Raw genomic sequence first — 15,800 nt, 5'->3', positions numbered from 1 at the left:
CTAAAAATCAAAACTACGAAGAACATGTTTGGCTCTATTTTAAACATCTTATTTCCAGCCATTTGTAATGGTTGTGAGCGTGTACTTTCTTCACAAGAAAAAATTTTATGTACTACCTGTAGGCATCAAATTCCATTAGCTAGTTATCATACCAATAACGCAGAAACCCTAAAGAATATTTTCTACGGTAGAATTGCAGTAGAAAACGCTACCGCCTTACTAACATTTCAGAAAAAAGGAATCACACAAAAATTACTACACAATTTAAAGTACAAAAAACAAGAAGAAATAAGTGCCTTCCTAGGTGCTTGGCTCGGTGCAGAGCTAAGAGAAATCCCTGCCTATAAAAAAATTGATCTCGTTATTCCGGTGCCTTTACATCAAAAAAAAATGCGCCTTAGAGGCTACAATCAAGTTGAAGGTTTTGGAAAAGCACTCGCAACAGCATTACAAAAGCCTTATGTAGACGATGTATTGCTGAAGGTTTCAAGAACAGAATCTCAGGTATTTAAAGGAAGGGGGAAAAGAATTCAAGACACTCAAATATTTACGGTAAAGAATTCCACAAAAATAAAGAACAAACATATTTTATTGGTAGATGACATTGTTACTACAGGTGCAACACTAGAAAATTGCGCTTTACAATTATGCGAAAACACAGCTGTAAAAATTAGCATTGCTACCATGGCGATTTCTTTATGATTAGTAAGAACCTTCATCCTATTATTGAAGGTTTTGATCGATTTTTTACCATAACCCTAAAGGGAAAACCGATCAAAAAGTTAGTACTCAGCTAAACTAAATACAGGTAAATAGTGCACTTCATACTTTTTAAATACTGCGTACAGTTACGGAATACTGAATACTAATTTTTACCTATTTTTGTTTCTTCATATGCAGCAACAAAACGCCTCCACATTATATCGCCTTTTATATATTCCAATTGTATTCTTGTTTACACTTGCTTTTACAGATTGTGCCAAAAAAGGAAATCCGAGTGGCGGACTTAGAGATACCATTGCACCTGTAATTGTTAGAAGCATTCCTGAAAATTTTACAACTAATTTCGACAAGAACGAGATACGCATCACCTTTGATGAGTTTATAAAGCTTAAAGACATCTCGAAAGAGCTTATTATATCCCCTCCTTTAAAATACACTCCAGTGATTACCCCTTTGAGTGTTTCAAAACAACTAAAAGTAAAGCTCCTAGATACCCTTAGAGAAAATACAACCTACTCGTTTAACTTCGGAAATAGTATTGTAGACAATAACGAAGGAAATATTTTTCCGAACTTTAAATATGTCATGTCTACAGGAAGTTTTATTGATAGTCTTACTCTAAAAGGAACTGTTATCGATGCCTTGCTGCCCGAAACTAAGTTTCCAACGACAGTTGCCCTTTATGAAATAGATGAGACGTACACAGATTCGATTGTGTTTCTAGAAAAACCCATGTATATAGCAACTACGGTTGATGAGAGCAACACCTTTGAGTTTACCAACCTTAAAGAAGGAACTTACCAACTCATCGCACTTCAAGAAGAAAATAGAAATTATACATTTCAGCCTAAAACAGATAAAATAGGATTTTACAAAGACCTCATCACCTTGCCAACCGACAGTGTTTTTGAAGTCAAACTCTTTAAAGAAATACCCGATTTTAGGGCAACAAGACCCAAACTAGAAAGCAAGAACAAAATTTCTTTTGGCTATGAAGGTGTTGGAGAAGGCTATACCATAAACCTTCAAACACAAATGGATGCCGATTTTGAGTATCAATATTTAAAAGAACCCGGAAAAGACACGATTAACTTCTGGTTTAAACCTCCGGTTATCAAAGATTCTTTGGTGTTTATCACCTCTTATAAAGAAGAAATTTTAGATACTGCTACCGTTCGTTTTAGAGAATTGTTTGCAGACTCATTGCGTGTAAGCACTATAAATGCTGGAAGTGTTTCCGTTAAAGACACGCTTCAATTAAAGGCAAATACCCCGTTGGCTAATATTTCCGAAGCACAAATTAATATTGTAGATAAAGACACACTTGCGGTTCCTTTTACTACTAGAATAAACAGTAAAGAAAATGCTGCTGAACTTATTTTTAACAAGCAAGAAGATCAAAATTACAGCATTACTTTGTTAGAAGGTGCCCTTACAGATTACTTCGGAAATGTTAGTGACTCAACTGTGGTTAGGCAAACCATAAAAGCGGCTTCAGAATATGCCACACTCCAACTTACCCTTGCAAATGCAAGCGATTTTCCACTTATGGTGGAGCTAATTAGTGAAAAATTTGAAGTGGCAAAACAACAATACATTACACAAAACGAACCTGTCCTTTTCGATTATATCAAACCTGGTAATTACTTTATACGCCTCGTATTTGATGAAAATAAAAACAAAGTATGGGACCCAGGGCATTTTTTAAGCAAAACAGCGCCCGAAAAAATTGTGTATTATCCTTCAAAAATTGAACTTCGTGCTAACTGGAGTTGGAGCGAAACATTTACCCTAAAGTAAAGGGATCTGCATCATTTAAAAATTGTAGTTGATCTCTTGTGATATCAATGTGACTTTTTTCTAGAACAATAGTTTCTACAAAAGCAGCTTCAAAATTTTGTCTCGAAATTTGCGCTCCTAAGGCATTATAAATTGCAGAGTGACCCACATATTGATGTCCGTTTCCATCCAATCCAATTCTATTCACCCCAATGCAATAGCTCATATTTTCTATGGCTCTGGCTTTGAGTAATGCGTCCCAAGCAGCAATGCGCTTTTCTGGCCAGTTGGCAGTGTACAACAAAATATCATAACCACTGGTATTTCTAGCCCAAACTGGAAACCGTAAATCGTAACAAATCAACAAACAAATTTTAAACCCTTTAAAATCTACCATAAGATGTTTTGTTCCAGCTGTAAAAACCTCATGCTCTCCCGCTAAAGTAAAGGTGTGCTTTTTATCATAAGTACTATAGCTCCCATCTGGTTTCACAAAAAACAGTCGATTATAAAATGCGTTATTTTCTTTTATAATCACACTTCCCGTAATCGCAGCGTTTGTTGTTTTAGCCATTTTCAAAAGCCATTGAACAGTGGGTCCTGTTTCGGGTTCGGCAAGCTCTGCGGCGTTCATTGAAAAGCCAGTTGTAAACATTTCTGGCAACACAATTAGGTCTGTAGTATTTGCCAAAGGAGTTAGTATTTCAGTAAAATGAACTCTATTGGCTACTGGATTCTCCCAATGTAAATGCGATTGCACTATGGTAACTCTAAGTTGTGCTATATCCATACTCTATTTTTCTAACAAGGCTATGACGCTGGTACTATTTTGCATGGTTGCATGATCTAAGGCCGTGTTTCCTTTATCATCTTTTGCAGAGATATCTGCCCCGTGTTCTAGTAACAAGGAAACGATAGCTTCTTTGTTAAACGTAGCCGCAAAAATGAGCGCCGTAGCGCCATTAAAGTTTGCAACATTTACGTCTGCCCCTTTTTCTAGCAGTAGTTTGGCAATGTCTGTATATCCTTTAAAACAAACCCCCATGAGTGCTGTATTTCCAGAATCATCTTGGGTATTTATATCTTGTGGGTGTTCTAAAATGGCATGTACAATATCCATATGGCCATAATAGGTAGACAAAAGTAAAGGAGTAGAGCCGCGTTGGTCTTTTTCCTGAACCAATAGGGGTTTTTCTTTTAGTATAGAAATGACTTTAGCAGTTGCTCCATTTCTAATGGCGTCAAACAAAGATGCTGGCATAATATTTTAAAGTAAAGGCGAATAGTAAAGATACAATACCCGCATTAATAGAACAATAGCATTTATACTTGATTTAACAAGTATGCTGCTTTTTTTAGCGTAGCTTCCGTTTTAGCAAAGCAAACTCTAATTTGTTGAAAATCTTGCTGATGTTCATTAAAAACAGAAATAGGTATGGTTGCAATTCCAACTTCTTGGGTGAGACGTTCTGCAAAGGCAATGTCTGTTTCTTCGGAAATAGTAGAGAAATCAAGCATTTGGAAATAGGTTCCTTGCGAAGGAAGTATGGTAAACCTAGACGATTTCAGTAATGCTAAAAAGTAATCTCTTTTTTGTTGGTAAAAATTTGGCAGTGAGAGATAGGTGTTTGCATCTTCCATATAGCTAGCCAAGGCTTTTTGAAAGGGATGGTTTACACAAAACACATTGTACTGGTGTATGTCTTGAAAAGGTTTCATGAGTCTCTCTGGGGCCATACAATAGCCCATCTTCCAGCCTGTGTTATGAAATGTCTTACCAAAAGAAGCTGTAATAAAAGTACGCTGAGAAAGTGCTTCAAAACGAGCGGCACTTTGATGTTCATGCCCGTCAAAAATAATATGCTCGTACACCTCATCACTAATAAGGGTAAGATTGTGTGCTTCTGAAATTTCCTGTAACTGCAACATATCTTCTTTAGAAAAAAGCCTTCCGCTTGGGTTGTGAGGACTATTGACAATGATCATTTTAGTTTTGGGTGTAATAGTATCACGAACTTGATCCCAATCTGGAGTGTAGAAAGGCGCTAGCAATTGTATAGGCTTTACAATACCACCAAAAAGTGTTATAGTAGGTTCATAACAATCATAGGCTGGTGTGAAAATAACTACCTCGTTTCCTCTTTTAACCGTAGCAGCAATTGCTGTAAAGATAGCTTGTGTTGCACCTGCAGTTATAGTGATTTCGGTCGCCGGGTTATACAGTTTGTTATATAGGTTATTTATTTTCTCCGAAATTCTTTCTCGCAATCCCAAATCACCTGCCATAGGTGCGTATTGGTTGTATCCATCATTTATTGCCTTTGAGACCAAATGAAGCAATGTTGGATCACTCTCAAAGTTTGGAAAGCCTTGAGAAAGATTGATGGCATTGTATTGTTGCGCCATGGCACTCATTTTTGAAAAAATAGAAACTCCCATGTAGTATGTATTAGTTGCTACAATATACTAAATGGAAGCCATTTAGTTTGTTTTACCCAGTGTATATTTAAACCTCGTACGCACAAAATATTCGTTTATACGCAAAAAATATCGACAAAATAAACAAAAACGTGTGTTTGACACTAAAAATTAGTACCTTGCGCCCTGTTTTAAAAATTAGTTTCTCCTCAGAAAATGAATTGGTTATACATTATATTTCTCCAAATATTTGGATTATGTATGGGCTATGCCCAAAAAACACCTGTAGTCTTTCAAGATGATACCAGTAAAGAAGAAAAGGCAATTCAAGTTTTAATAGATTCTTCATCAATTAACTATCATAAGGGAAATTATGTTGCCTCCCTTAGATACAACTTAGAGATTATAGATAAAGCTTCTGCTATTAACAATGCGCAACTAATTAGTAAAGGCTATCGATTTTTAGCCTATGATTATTTGGCAATTGAAGACACACTTTTAGCAAGAAAGAATTTCGAAAATTCAAAGCGCTATGCTAAACTAACCAACAATAATACTAGAGTTGGAGAATCTATTATGGATTTAGGCAACTTGTACTCTTCTGCGTATCAAGACTACAAAACGGCCTACACATTTTATGATGAAGCGATTACAGTATTTAAAAAAGAAGGCGATACACTTTCGTTAACAAAAGCGTACTTTAATGTCATTGTAAATGCAATGAGTGAAAAAAATTATAGTAGCACATATAAATACTTAAGACTATTAGACAACCCAGGTTATCATAAATTTCTTGATGATTCCTTTAAAAATTCATTAGATGTCTATTGGTGCGATTACTATTTATTTGGAGAAGAAGACTATGAAAAGGTAATAGAATATGCACTGAAAGCTGTCCCTTTTGCCAAAGAAAATAAGTACTATAATAATTTAGCAAATCTATATTCTGCACTGAGTGATAGCTATTATGAACTAAAACAATACAAAGATGCGGCAGAATATGGAGTACTATATGATGAAGCAAATCAAATAAATCTTAATCGAACTAGAGATGCCATCTCTGAAGGAGTAGCAGCAAAATACCAAATAAAAGAGTATCAAAAAAATGCTGCCGATGCTGAAGAAAAAGCACAACTGCAAAAAGAAATTGCATCCAATAAAAATACACTTAACAATGTTCTAATTATTGTTTGTCTTATTGGTTTTTTACTCCTAATCTTCTTGTATGTAGCCTATATTAAAAGAAAAGATCTAAATATTGCACTGTTAGAAAAAAACAAAGAATATCTAGAAGCAAAGAAAAAGTCAGATCACTTAGCCAAAGCAAAAAGCAAGTTTTTTTCTACGGTTAGTCATGAATTAAGAACACCTTTGTATGGTGTTATAGGTTTGAGCACCATATTACTTGAAAACGAAAAATTAAAAGAACATCAAAAAGATCTAAAATCTCTCAAATTTTCTGCAGATTATTTATTGGCACTAATTAATGATGTACTTCAAATAAATAAAATAGATTCTAATACTATAGAAAACCAAAATGTTTCTTTTAACCTAAGAGAACTTATTAGGAGTATTGAAATGTCTTTTGAGTACATACGATTACAAAACAACAATACTATTGTTCTTGATATTGCTTCAGACATACCAAAAATCATTATTGGGAATAGTGTTCGTTTGTCACAAATACTAATGAATTTAGTTGGAAATGCATGTAAGTTTACTGAAGATGGTACTATTACAATTCAAGTAAAACCAATTAAAATTGAAGAAAATAAAACAACATTAGATTTTTCAATAAAGGATACAGGTATTGGTATTGCTGAAGACAATCAGGCTCATATGTTTGATGAGTTTACACAAATTGAGAATTTAGATTCAACCTACCAAGGCACTGGTCTTGGGTTGCCCATTGTTAAAAAGCTTTTAGCACTTTCTAATTCTGAAATATTCCTGAAAAGTGAACTAGGAAAAGGTTCAGAATTTAGTTTTTCTCTAGACTATGAAATTGCATCTCACCTTGAAACAGAAAAAGAATCGGCAGTTATTGATATTTCTGCCTTAAACGGAAAGAAAGTTTTGGTAGCAGAAGACAATAGAATCAATCAAATTGTCACTAAAAAGATACTAGAAAGTAAAGATATAATTTGTAGTATCGCCAATAATGGAGAAGAAGCAATTGCGCTTTCAAAAGATAACGACTACGATCTCATACTAATGGATCTTAACATGCCAGTTAAAAATGGATTTGACGCTTCTATAGCTATCAGGAAAAACAATAATGAAACTCCTATTGTTGCATTAACCGCTGTAGAGGTAGAAGAAGTGCGAAACGAAATATACTTTGCTGGAATGGATGATATTATTATCAAACCCTACGATACTGAAAAATTCGTCGCCACGATCATCGAAAATATGACAGGTGACAGGAAACAAAAAAATAAGTCCACTAAAAAAGCTGTCTAATAAAAAACCCAAGCCTAATGCTTGGGTTTTTTATTGATTTTTAATGCTTTGTTATCCTTTTAGACTTGCCGTCAAATACTCACGATTCATACGTGCTATATTTTCTAGAGATATCCCTTTAGGGCATTCTACTTCGCAAGCTCCAGTATTGGTACAATTACCAAATCCTTCTTTGTCCATTTGCTCTACCATGTTTAAAACACGTTCTGTAGCCTCAACTTGACCTTGAGGCAACAATGCATATTGAGAAACTTTTGCAGAGGTAAAAAGCATGGCGCTGGCATTTTTACAAGCAGCAACACAAGCACCACAACCGATACAAGTTGCAGCGGCAAAAGAATCGTCTGCATCTTCTTTATTTACAGGAATAGCATTCGCATCAATGGTATTTCCAGAAGTATTCACTGAAATATACCCTCCAGCATGTTGAATTCTATCAAAGGCACTTCGATCTATCATTAAATCTTTTACCACAGGGAATGCTTTCGCTCTAAAAGGCTCAATAACAATGGTATCACCATCATTAAACTTACGCATGTGTAACTGACAAGTAGTGACCAAACGATCTGGACCATGAGGCTCTCCATTAATCTGTAATGAACAGGAACCACAAATTCCTTCTCTACAATCGTGATCAAACACTACAGGATCGTCTCCTTGATTGATTAATTGCTCGTTTAACACGTCTAACATTTCTAAGAAAGACATATCTCCTTCTACACCATCAATAGGGTATGTTTGCATACTCCCTTTTGCATTGGCATTTTCTTGTCTCCAAATTTTTAAAGTCAATTTCATAGCTCTCTTATTTATATGAACGTGTTTTTAATTCTATGTTATCAAAAGTCAGCGCTTCTTTATGAAGTACAGCATCTTTTGGTGCTCCTTTATACTCCCAAGCAGAAACAAACTTAAAGTTCTCATCATCTCTTAATGCTTCTCCTTTTTGTTCTCCGTCTTGTTCTACGCTTTCTTCTCTAAAGTGACCTCCACAAGATTCATTTCTGGTAAGTGCATCTTTTGCAAACAACTCTCCTAATTCTAAGAAATCTGCCACACGACCTGCCTTTTCTAATTCTTGATTTAGGCTTCCTGTAGTTCCCGGCACTTTTACGTTTTTCCAGAAATCTTCTCTCAAAGCTGCAATTTCATCAATAGCAGACTCAAGATCTTTAGCATTACGCGACATTCCACATTTGTTCCACATGATTTTACCTAATTTTTTATGGTAATAATCTACAGTATGTGCTCCCGTACCACTCATTAATTTATCGATACGTTCTGTAACTTCTTTTTCTGCTTCATCAAACTCCTTCGTATCTGTTGGTATTGCTCCTGTTCTAATATCCTTAGACAAGTAATCACCAATGGTATATGGCAATACAAAATAACCGTCAGCCAGCCCTTGCATAAGTGCAGAGGCTCCTAATCTATTAGCACCATGATCAGAAAAGTTTGCTTCTCCAGTTGCATACAGCCCTTCTACTGTGGTTTGTAAGTTATAATCTACCCAAAGACCACCCATGGTATAATGTACTGCAGGGTAAATCATCATTGGTGTTTTGTATGGGTTCTCATCCACAATCTTTTCATACATCTGGAATAAGTTACCGTATTTGTTTTCTATAACGGCAGCTCCCAAATCGTAGATGGTTTGCTCAGATGGGTTTGCAATTTTCTCCGTAAGAGCTTTCTCTTTTCCATAGCGCTCAATCGCGCTTGCAAAATCAAGGTAAACAGCCTCTCCAGTTTTATTAACTCCAAAGCCAGCATCACATCGCTCCTTAGCAGCTCTAGAGGCTACATCACGAGGCACCAAGTTACCAAAGGCTGGGTAGCGGCGCTCTAAGTAATAATCTCTATCTTCTTCAGCTAATTGTGTTGGCTTTAGTTTTCCAGCTCGTATCGCTTCTGCATCTTCTTTCTTTTTAGGTACCCAAATACGACCATCGTTACGCAATGACTCTGACATCAATGTTAACTTAGATTGGTGTTCTCCAGATACTGGAATACAAGTAGGGTGAATTTGTGTGTAACATGGATTTGCAAAGAATGCTCCTCTACGGTGCGCTCTCCAAGCAGCAGTTACATTACTTCCCATAGCATTTGTACTCAAAAAGAATACATTTCCATATCCTCCAGAAGCCAATACTACAGCATGTGCCGAATGACGTTCAATAGCACCTGTAACTAGGTTACGCGCAATAATACCTCTTGCCTTTCCATCTACCTTTACCACGTCTAACATTTCATGACGGTTAAAGGCCTGTATTTTCCCTCTATTAATTTGGCGATTCATGGCAGAATACGCTCCTAATAATAATTGTTGTCCCGTTTGTCCTTTGGCATAAAAGGTTCTTGAAACCAATACCCCACCAAAAGAACGGTTGTCTAACAAACCACCATACTCACGCGCAAAAGGAACTCCTTGTGCTACACACTGATCAATGATGTTGGTAGACACCTCAGCCAAACGGTATACATTAGCTTCACGAGAACGGTAGTCTCCTCCTTTTACAGTATCATAAAATAATCTATAGGCAGAATCTCCGTCTCCTTGGTAATTTTTTGCTGCATTGATTCCTCCTTGTGCTGCAATAGAGTGCGCACGCCTTGGTGAATCTTGATAGCAAAACGTTTTTACATTGTACCCAAGTTCTGCTAAGGTTGCTGCAGCACTTCCTCCTGCAAGTCCAGTACCAACTACAATAACATCTATGTTACGTTTGTTGGCTGGATTTACTAGGTTAATTTCGTTTTTATGTTTTGTCCACTTTTCTGCTAGTGGTCCTGAAGGTATTTTCGAATCTAATATCGACATAGCAATAGTTTTTAGTGTGGAATTTGATTTAAGTGTAAGTACAATGCAATAAAAATGAATCCTAACGGGATGGCAATTGCATATACTTTTGCAAATTTTGTTAAGCCTACAGAGTATTTGTTGTTAAAACCAACACTCTGGAAAGAAGACGCAAAGCCATGCCATAAGTGTATCGCTAGCAATACAAATGAAAGCACATACAGTCCTACACGAACTGGGCTTTCAAACTTATGCACCGTTTCTGCATAATATCTTGTAGGATCTTCTGGGTGCGATTCTACATATTTGTGAATCATCTCAGGAATCCAAAAATCGTAAAAGTGCAATCCTAAAAAAGCTAAGATTACTAGCCCCGAAATAATCATATTTCTAGACGCCCAACTTGCATTGGCACTACCTTTATATGATGCATATTTAACTGTTCTAGCATTTCTGTTTTTTAGCTCTAAAATAAAACCCATTACAAAATGAAATACAACTCCAAAAATTAATATGGGTTGTAATAATCCTTGTACCACTCCATTAGTTCCCATAAAATGAGACCAACTGTTAAAGGTATCTGGAGCAATGACAGAGGTTAGATTAATAACAAAGTGTTGTCCTAAAAAGAATACTAAAAATAAGCCAGAAAGCGCCATGGCGACTTTACGAGCTATGGAAGAAGTGATCATTCCCATTATGGTTGTGTTTTCAAAATTTCTACCTACAAAAATACGGCTCAAATTGCTTTTCAACAAGCAATAGCATTTGTTTATTAAATTTTTAGTAATTATATAACAAAAAAAAGCCGCTTTTTAAAAAACGGCTTTAGCATCTTATTGTACACAAATCTTAATTAACAAGTAATCTTTTAGTGACTTTAATATCATTTTGAGACATTGTCACCAAGTACATTCCATCAGACAAAGAACTAATGTCTACATCTCTTGTCGTGGTAGTTGTAAGCAATATTTTACCTGTGATATCAGAAATTACAACATCTTTTTTTCCCTGAAATGGAGAAGTGATACTAACAACATTTCCAGATACAGGATTAGGTACCAACTGCAATGCATCGGCTTGATTATCGGCAAATCCAAGATCCTCATCTAAGGTCACAGAAAACAAAATATTAGATGGGTCACATTGACAAAGCCCAACTAATGAGGTATTTCCAGTTGTAACCTCATCAGAGATAAAAAGCCCTCCCGCCAAGAAATTAGTACTTCCAAAATCACCAGATAATGTAGAAACATCAAATACAAGTCCTGTCTGCTCACCAGTACTCAAATCTATCTGCGTAAGAAAATCACGCTCTGGTTCCACGCCACTTTGGTCATGAATCCACAAATAAGGTCCGCCATCCGTAACAGTATCTACAGCACCTCCATAAATAACAGTACCATGATCATCTAGTGGGATAATACTCAGTTCATTTCCTCCAAGATCTATTGAAACTATATCAGACGAAAAATCACCAATCCAAAAACCTCCGTCTCCACCATCTAAAGTAGGATCATAAGCAATCATTCTAGATTCTACAAAAGCAGAATTATCAGAAGGTATTGTGTCTATAACTAGTTTAGATACGGGGTCTACTACAAAAATTTCTTCTGTATCATTCCCTATAAAAACATTGGTCCCATCTGAAGAAAAAGATCTCGTTCCTGAAATTCCATCTATAACGGTAGTTTCTACAAATCCTCCATTAGCGTCTAAAATATGAATCAATTCAGATTCCCATTCAGACAACCAATATTGGTTATTAATAAATACGACTCCTGCCAAACCATCAGCGCCAACAGCTCCACTAGATCCAACATCATAAAAGAATTCAAGATCAAATATTGGTAATTGCTCAATTTCTGGAGCCTCATTGATAGGTCCTTTATCTGCTTGCTGAGCTATTCCTAGGCTTAAACTAGCCATAAAAACAGCTGTAATTCGTAATAGTTTTTTCATGTGAATTTGTTTGGTAGTTAAAATTTGAATTATCATAAACGCCTCTAAGTTAACGCAATATTATTTTATTTCCAACTTTTTTGATACTTGCTTGCCATCCTTAGAGATTTTAATAGAGTATATTCCTGCTGGCAAATAGTGGGTTCCATTAGCACCGGTATGCACAATAGCGCCCCTTTTCTCTAATTGTTTTTTTCCTTTTTCTGAAATACTAAGATTATAGTCCATTGTGTTAAACCCTTTCTCTAAAGTAACGTCCCAAGATTTGAGTGTTTTCCCAGGTTCTGATGCTACTAAAATTTCGGCTTTGCCAGCTGAAGGAGCAAATACTTGGAGCGCTATAGTAGGCTCAAAGAAATCTCCGTATTGATTAAAACCAGTAGTTCCCCAACGACGACTTGCGCGCATGCTTGGAAGATCTGCGAGCATAAGGTTGTTCATGCTTTGTGCTGAAATATTCTGCAACAAAGAGATGTCTGCCTTATAAATACTACGTCCGTGAGTTCCTACTAAAAGGTGTTTGTCTCTTGCTTGAACAGCCAAATCGTGTACTGCTACATTAGGCAGTCCTTCATTAAAGGCCTGCCACGAAGTTCCTTTATCAAAAGAAACATAGGCACCATTATCTGTTCCCAAATAAAGTATGTTTTCGTTTGCAGGATCTTCTCTAATTACATTTACAGGAGACAATGGCAAGTTGCTTGAAATTTTATTCCAAGTAGCACCGTAATTGTCACTCATATATACATAAGGTGTAAAATCGTCCCAACGATAGCCATTTAAGGTAACATATACTCGTTCTTTTTTATGGCTCGACGCAATAATACGGCTCACCCATAAATCTTTGGGGAATGTGGCAGAAACATCTTGCCAGTCACCACCACTATTTCTAGAAACATAGACCTTCCCATCATCACTTCCTGTGTACAACAAACCAAACTGAAATGTAGATTCATCGATACTGGTTAGCGTTCCATAGGCAACATTTCCTTGTTTTCCACCATTGGTAAGATCTTTTGAAATGGCTGTCCAATCGGCACCTTGGTTCATAGAACGCATTAATTTATTGCCTCCCAAATACAAAATATCTTGGTTGTGCGGACTCAATAAAATAGGTGTTTGCCAATTAAATCTATAGGGACTCTCTCCTAGTTCATGCTTTGGCTGAATGTACGTTTGTTCATTTGTTGTTCTGTTCAGTCTAAAGTAATTTCCAAACTGAAATCCTGTGTAGACCACATTAAAATCGCGGCTGTCTGTTTGAATTTGCATCCCGTCACCTCCCATAATAAACTCGTATGGGTATTGTCCGTTTTGTTTCCAACCTGGGCTTTCTTGATGCGTATTTGGTCCTACCCATACGCCATTGTCTTGTAGCCCTCCATACACATTATAAGGTGTTTCGTTATCTACATGGATGGCATAAAACTGCCCTACTGAGGGTTGGTTATTTTTGATCCAGTTTTCTCCATCATCATAACTTATATTTACTCCTCCATCATTACCGTTAATAAGATGTCCTGGCATGTCTGGGTTGATCCATAAGGCATGGTGATCTGCATGCACATTAGGTGCAGAAATAGATGAAAATGTCTTTCCACCATCTTTAGATTTTAAAATAGGTACTCCATAAATATAGATACCATCTTTATTATTTGGATCTACATGGATTTTTCCGAAGTAATACCCATAGCTGTAATAAATACCATCCAGAAAACCGTCATGTGTCTTTGCCCACGTGGCTCCACCATCGGTACTCTTGTAGACCTCTGTGCCAATCACTGGAGTATCAAACAACATGGCATTGGCATCTTCTAAATACGACGCCAAGTCTGCTGGCTTCACAGTTCCGCCACGCACCATACTTTTTACATTATCTGCTCTGTACTTTTCTTGAAAGCCATTGTTTTTTAAATAGTTGTTTAGTTTTTTATTGTCTAAGGCTAAAAATTGCGCTTTGGACATGGTTTTAAATTGGTCTTTTGACAAGCCGTTTCTTGTACTTCTTGGAGCTCCGCCTTCTCTTCTTGCTTGATTATCATGAACCGCATACACGGTGTTAGCGTCAAAAACAGCAAGACCAATACGACCTACTCCTTCACCTGTTGGAAAACCACTTGCAGGAGTAGAAACTTTTGTCCAAGAATTTCCCGCATCGGTACTTTTATAGATAGCACTTCCACTACCACTTCCTCTAAAATTCCAAGCTTTACGATCTTTATCCCAAGATGAGGCATATAGTAAATTAAAATTATTAGGGTCTGCATCCATTTCAATAATCCCACTTTGATTGTCTACAAACAAGGTTTGCTTCCAGGTAGCGCCTCCATCTGTTGTTTTATAGACTCCACGCTCGTCATTAGTAGAATACAAATGCCCTACTGCGCTTACTACAATCTCTTTGGAATTGTTTGGATTGATGATAATTTTACTAATGTGATGACTATCGGTTAACCCTAGGTTCTTCCATGTAGCACCGTTATCGATTGATTGCAACACACCTATTCCAGCATAGCTAGAACGCGAAGAATTTACCTCTCCAGTTCCAACCAAGATGTTTCTTGGATTTGCGGTCCAATCTACAGCAAGACTTCCTACATTTTGTGTAGGACTGCTGTCTAAAATAGGTGTAAACGTAGTTCCGTTATTTACTGTATGCCAAACTCCACCACTTGCATAGCCCACGTAAAATTCTGTTGGATTTTTTGGGTTTACCGCTAGATCTACCACACGACCACTCATAATAGTAGGACCAATGTTTGTAAAAGGGAGATTTTTAACAAGTGAGTTTTGAGAAAGTGTTGCTTTATCTTGAAGTGCAGAAGTTACAGCATCTGCAGATGTTGCAGGTTGTTGCGCAAAGCTTATGTTTGCTACAAGAGCGCATGCTAGGAGTACATATTTTTTCATTTGGTTGTTTTAAGTACCGAAAAATACAGAAAGACCCAACCACCTCAAAATTATTTTAGGAAGTTTAACACTACTTCCACACTTGAATTAATAGATTTTATGAATACTTTTAAAGTGCCTAAGAAAGTAACACCCCATGGAAATAGACAAAACTCTATTAAAAGATTATATTATTTCTATTTGTAATAATGCTTCATCAACGCATCAAATACAAGAAATACTAGATGCTTTTAAGAAATTGCAGTTGTCAAAGAACGAATATTTTGTCCGTGAAGGAGCTGTTTGTAGATATTTCTGTTTTATTCAAAGTGGGATTTTACAACATTCACTTGACATTGATGGGGAGGAAAAAACAACCTACCTAGCCTTAAAAAATTCTTGTACTGCTGCTCTAGCTAGTTTTAAACATAAAATTTCATCAAGAAAAAATATCAAAGCTATTAGTGATTGCGAATTATGGGTGATTGATATTGAAACGTTCGAACAACTTTTAAAAAACAATACTGCTTTTCATACTTTTTATTTTAACCTCATTGAAAATCAGATTTTTAAAATAGACAATTACCGCATCGATTTATTAACACTAAGCCCAGAAGAACGCTATCAAAAACTACTACAAAACGAACGGGCACTGCTTCAAAAAGTACCGTTACAATACCTTTCCTCCTTTTTAGGAATTTCGGCTAGGCATATGAGTAGGATTCGAAAAAATACAAAATAACGCCATTTGGCTTATTTAATACCC

The 15,800-nt window shown here is 36.4% G+C and carries 12 protein-coding genes; 4 read left to right on the top strand and 8 right to left on the bottom strand.

The genetic code is table 11. The features are described 5' to 3' along the window. Positions 1 to 24: 24 nt before the first annotated feature. Both ACY2RS_RS06515 and ACY2RS_RS06510 read left to right on the top strand, forming a co-directional pair. Entirely contained in the window at positions 25 to 702 is a 678-nt protein-coding gene (locus ACY2RS_RS06515; protein WP_490097817.1) for a ComF family protein, read from the top strand. A 192-nt stretch (positions 703 to 894) separates the two neighbouring features. Further along, entirely contained in the window at positions 895 to 2,523 is a 1,629-nt protein-coding gene (locus ACY2RS_RS06510; protein ID WP_490097816.1) for an Ig-like domain-containing domain, read from the top strand. Here the strand turns inward: ACY2RS_RS06510 and ACY2RS_RS06505 are convergent. The 3 genes from ACY2RS_RS06505 to ACY2RS_RS06495 all read right to left on the bottom strand — a co-directional run bounded on the left by ACY2RS_RS06505 (position 2,510) and on the right by ACY2RS_RS06495 (position 4,941). Then, positions 2,510 to 3,292, bottom strand: coding sequence for an amidohydrolase (locus ACY2RS_RS06505; protein ID WP_490097815.1), 783 nt, complete (start codon positions 3,290 to 3,292; stop codon positions 2,510 to 2,512). The two genes, ACY2RS_RS06510 and ACY2RS_RS06505, sit on opposite strands and share 14 nt — an antisense overlap. Before the next feature lie 3 nt (positions 3,293 to 3,295). Next, on the bottom strand, positions 3,296 to 3,763 hold the full coding sequence (locus tag ACY2RS_RS06500) for an ankyrin repeat domain-containing protein (RefSeq protein WP_490097814.1): 468 nt from the start codon (positions 3,761 to 3,763) through the stop codon (positions 3,296 to 3,298). 62 nt (positions 3,764 to 3,825) lie between these two features. Further along, on the bottom strand, positions 3,826 to 4,941 hold the full coding sequence (locus ACY2RS_RS06495) for a methionine aminotransferase (RefSeq protein ID WP_490097813.1): 1,116 nt from the start codon (positions 4,939 to 4,941) through the stop codon (positions 3,826 to 3,828). 195 nt (positions 4,942 to 5,136) lie between these two features. Here ACY2RS_RS06495 and ACY2RS_RS06490 point away from each other — a divergent pair, with 195 nt between their 5' ends. Further along, positions 5,137 to 7,383, top strand: a complete 2,247-nt coding sequence (locus ACY2RS_RS06490) for an ATP-binding protein (RefSeq protein ID WP_490097812.1) — start codon at positions 5,137 to 5,139, stop codon at positions 7,381 to 7,383. Between the two features lie 51 nt (positions 7,384 to 7,434). On the opposite strand, the gene ACY2RS_RS06485 is transcribed toward ACY2RS_RS06490, so the two are convergent. The 5 genes from ACY2RS_RS06485 to ACY2RS_RS06465 form a co-directional block, all read right to left on the bottom strand. Further along, positions 7,435 to 8,181 (bottom strand): succinate dehydrogenase/fumarate reductase iron-sulfur subunit, encoded by a 747-nt coding sequence (locus ACY2RS_RS06485; RefSeq protein WP_490097811.1) that lies wholly within the window; start codon positions 8,179 to 8,181, stop codon positions 7,435 to 7,437. Positions 8,182 to 8,188: 7 nt separating this feature from the next. Continuing rightward, a complete protein-coding gene (locus ACY2RS_RS06480; RefSeq protein WP_490097810.1) occupies positions 8,189 to 10,204 on the bottom strand; it encodes a fumarate reductase/succinate dehydrogenase flavoprotein subunit in 2,016 nt (671 codons plus the stop codon). Between the two features lie 11 nt (positions 10,205 to 10,215). After that, entirely contained in the window at positions 10,216 to 10,881 is a 666-nt protein-coding gene (locus tag ACY2RS_RS06475; RefSeq protein ID WP_490097851.1) for a succinate dehydrogenase cytochrome b subunit, read from the bottom strand. Between the two features lie 154 nt (positions 10,882 to 11,035). After that, complete coding sequence (locus tag ACY2RS_RS06470; protein ID WP_490097809.1) at positions 11,036 to 12,145, bottom strand: T9SS type A sorting domain-containing protein; 1,110 nt, start codon at positions 12,143 to 12,145, stop codon at positions 11,036 to 11,038. Positions 12,146 to 12,205: 60 nt separating this feature from the next. Continuing rightward, positions 12,206 to 15,055: a VPS10 domain-containing protein gene (locus ACY2RS_RS06465; RefSeq protein WP_490097808.1), complete on the bottom strand. Its 2,850-nt coding sequence runs from the start codon at positions 15,053 to 15,055 to the stop codon at positions 12,206 to 12,208. Positions 15,056 to 15,191: 136 nt separating this feature from the next. On the opposite strand from ACY2RS_RS06465, the gene ACY2RS_RS06460 reads away from it, so the two are divergent. Beyond that, complete coding sequence (locus tag ACY2RS_RS06460; protein WP_490097807.1) at positions 15,192 to 15,776, top strand: Crp/Fnr family transcriptional regulator; 585 nt, start codon at positions 15,192 to 15,194, stop codon at positions 15,774 to 15,776. Positions 15,777 to 15,800 lie beyond the last annotated feature (24 nt).

This window comes from Patiriisocius sp. 208BN25-11 (assembly GCF_058147145.1).
The sequence above is the reverse complement of the archived record's forward strand: the minus strand, read 5'-3'. Positions and strand labels throughout refer to the sequence as shown.

Coding starts and splice junctions, on each gene's coding strand:
- ACY2RS_RS06515 (WP_490097817.1), top strand. CDS start 25: ATGTTTGGCTCTATTTTAAACATCTTATTTCCAGCCATTTGTAATGGT.
- ACY2RS_RS06510 (WP_490097816.1), top strand. CDS start 895: ATGCAGCAACAAAACGCCTCCACATTATATCGCCTTTTATATATTCCA.
- ACY2RS_RS06505 (WP_490097815.1), bottom strand. CDS start 3,292: ATGGATATAGCACAACTTAGAGTTACCATAGTGCAATCGCATTTACAT.
- ACY2RS_RS06500 (WP_490097814.1), bottom strand. CDS start 3,763: ATGCCAGCATCTTTGTTTGACGCCATTAGAAATGGAGCAACTGCTAAA.
- ACY2RS_RS06495 (WP_490097813.1), bottom strand. CDS start 4,941: ATGGGAGTTTCTATTTTTTCAAAAATGAGTGCCATGGCGCAACAATAC.
- ACY2RS_RS06490 (WP_490097812.1), top strand. CDS start 5,137: ATGAATTGGTTATACATTATATTTCTCCAAATATTTGGATTATGTATG.
- ACY2RS_RS06485 (WP_490097811.1), bottom strand. CDS start 8,181: ATGAAATTGACTTTAAAAATTTGGAGACAAGAAAATGCCAATGCAAAA.
- ACY2RS_RS06480 (WP_490097810.1), bottom strand. CDS start 10,204: ATGTCGATATTAGATTCGAAAATACCTTCAGGACCACTAGCAGAAAAG.
- ACY2RS_RS06475 (WP_490097851.1), bottom strand. CDS start 10,881: ATGGGAATGATCACTTCTTCCATAGCTCGTAAAGTCGCCATGGCGCTT.
- ACY2RS_RS06470 (WP_490097809.1), bottom strand. CDS start 12,145: ATGAAAAAACTATTACGAATTACAGCTGTTTTTATGGCTAGTTTAAGC.
- ACY2RS_RS06465 (WP_490097808.1), bottom strand. CDS start 15,055: ATGAAAAAATATGTACTCCTAGCATGCGCTCTTGTAGCAAACATAAGC.
- ACY2RS_RS06460 (WP_490097807.1), top strand. CDS start 15,192: ATGGAAATAGACAAAACTCTATTAAAAGATTATATTATTTCTATTTGT.